Consider the following 2,192-nt stretch of genomic DNA (forward strand, 5'->3'; position numbering starts at 1 on the left):
GAGGTCTTCGACCTGCGCCCGGCCGCGATCATCCGCGACCTCGACCTGCTGCGCCCGATCTACTCCCAGACCGCCGCCTACGGCCACTTCGGCCGCGAACTCCCCGACTTCACCTGGGAGAAGACCGACCGCGTGGACGCGCTGCGCAAGGCCGCGGGGGTGTGAGGTGCGTATCGCCGTCACCGGGTCCATCGCCAAGGACCACCTCATGTCCTTCCCGCACAGGTTCGCCGACCAGCTCCTCGCGGAACGCCTGGACCGGATCTCGCTCTCCCTGCTGACGGACGAACTCGAGATCCGCTACGGCGGGGTCGCCGCCAACATCGCCTTCGGGCTCGGCTCGCTCGGCCTCGACCCGCTGCTGGTCGGCGCGGCCGGCGCCGACTTCGCCGACCAGGAGGTCTGGCTGAAGGAACACGGGGTCGACACGTCGGGCGTGCGCATCAGCGACACCCTGCACACCGCGCGCTTCGTGTGCGCCACCGACACCGCCCAGAACCAGATCGGCTTCTTCTACGCCGGCGCGATGGCGGAGGCCCGCCACATCGACCTGCCCGAGCTGCTCGCCCGTACCGGCGGCGCCGACCTCGTCGTCATCTCCCCCGACGACCCGGACGCCATGGTCCGTCATGTCCGCCAGTGCGTGCGTCTCGGCGTCCCCTTCGTCGCCGACCCCTCGCAGCAACTGGCCCGGCTGGACCGCGCCCAGACGCGGGCCCTGCTCGACTCCCCGCGCTGGCTGTTCACCAACGAGTACGAGGCCCTGCTCATCCAGGAGCGCACCGGCTGGACGGAACAGCAGGTGCTGGGCCGCGTCGGCACCTGGGTCACCACGCAGGGCGAGCGCGGCTCCCGGATCACCCGCGCGGGCCGCACCACGACCCTCGTCCCGGCCGTCGCATCGCGGGGCGCCGTCGATCCCACGGGCGCCGGCGACGCCTACCGGGCCGGCTTCCTGGCCGCCCTGGCCTGGGAGCTGGACCTGGAGGACGCGGCCCGGCTGGGCAGCGCCGTCGCCTCGGTGGTGCTGGAGAGCCGCGGCACGCAGACCTACGCCCTGGACGGCAACGACCTCCTGGACCGGCTGTGCGACACCTACGGCGCCGGCGCGGTACGCCGTCTCATCCCCAGGCTGGGGGCGCTGTCATGACGCCGGCGGCCCGGGCCGCGGCGCTGCGCGAGGCCCTGGCCACCCGGGTGGTGGTGGCCGACGGGGCGATGGGCACCATGCTCCAGGCCCAGGACCCCTCCCTAGACGACTTCCAGCAACTGGAGGGCTGCAACGAGGTCCTCAACGTCACCCGCCCCGACATCGTCCGCTCCGTGCATTCGGCCTACTTCGACGCGGGCGTCGACTGCGTCGAGACCAACACCTTCGGCGCCAACCACGCGGCACTCGCCGAGTACGACATCCCCGAGCGCGTCGCCGAGCTGTCCGAGGCCGGCGCCCGGATCGCCCGCGAGACGGCGGACGAGTTCGCCGCCCGGGACGGCCGACTGCGCTGGGTGCTGGGCTCCATGGGCCCGGGCACGAAACTGCCGACCCTGGGGCATGTGTCGTACGGAGTGCTGCGCGACGCCTATCAGCAGAATGCCGAGGGACTGCTCACGGGCGGCTCGGACGCCCTGCTCGTGGAGACCACGCAAGACCTGCTCCAGACGAAGGCGGCGGTCCTGGGCGCCCGACGCGCACTCCAAGCACTTGGCGCCGACGTCCCGTTGATCGTGTCGGTCACGGTGGAGACGACCGGCACGATGCTGCTGGGCTCGGAGATCGGTGCCGCGCTGACCGCGCTGGAGCCGCTGGGCATCGACATGATCGGCCTGAACTGTGCGACCGGCCCGGCGGAGATGAGCGAGCACCTGCGCCATCTGGCCCGGCACGCCCGCGTCCAGCTGTCCTGCATGCCGAACGCCGGTCTGCCGGTCCTGGGCAAGGACGGCGCCCACTACCCGCTGTCGGCAAGGGAGTTGGCGGACGCGCAGGAGTCGTTCGTCGGCGAGTACGGGTTGTCGCTGGTCGGCGGCTGCTGCGGTACGACGCCGGAGCATCTGCGGGCCGTGGTGGAGCGGGTGCGTGGACTGACGCCTGCGTCACGTGATCCGCGTCCGGAGCCGGGTGCGGCGTCGTTGTATCAGTCGGTGCCGTTCCGTCAGGACACCTCGTATCTGGCGATCGGTGAGCGGACGAA

Annotated in this window: 3 protein-coding genes; all 3 read left to right on the forward strand. The window is 71.9% G+C overall.

The genetic code is table 11. The features are described 5' to 3' along the window. Positions 1-165 (forward strand): methionine adenosyltransferase domain-containing protein (locus ABZZ74_RS53750; RefSeq protein ID WP_356951389.1); only part of this gene is annotated, 165 nt, incomplete at its 5' end. A 1-nt stretch (position 166) separates the two neighbouring features. Further along, entirely contained in the window at positions 167-1,150 is a 984-nt protein-coding gene (locus tag ABZZ74_RS53755; RefSeq protein WP_356951387.1) for a carbohydrate kinase family protein, read from the forward strand. Beyond that, on the forward strand, positions 1,147-2,192 hold a 1,046-nt coding region (locus ABZZ74_RS53760; protein WP_356951388.1), incomplete at its 3' end, for a homocysteine S-methyltransferase family protein. The genes ABZZ74_RS53755 and ABZZ74_RS53760, both read left to right, overlap by 4 nt.

This window comes from Streptomyces sp. NPDC006476, assembly GCF_040612015.1.
GTDB classification, from domain to species: domain Bacteria; phylum Actinomycetota; class Actinomycetes; order Streptomycetales; family Streptomycetaceae; genus Streptomyces; species Streptomyces griseorubiginosus_B.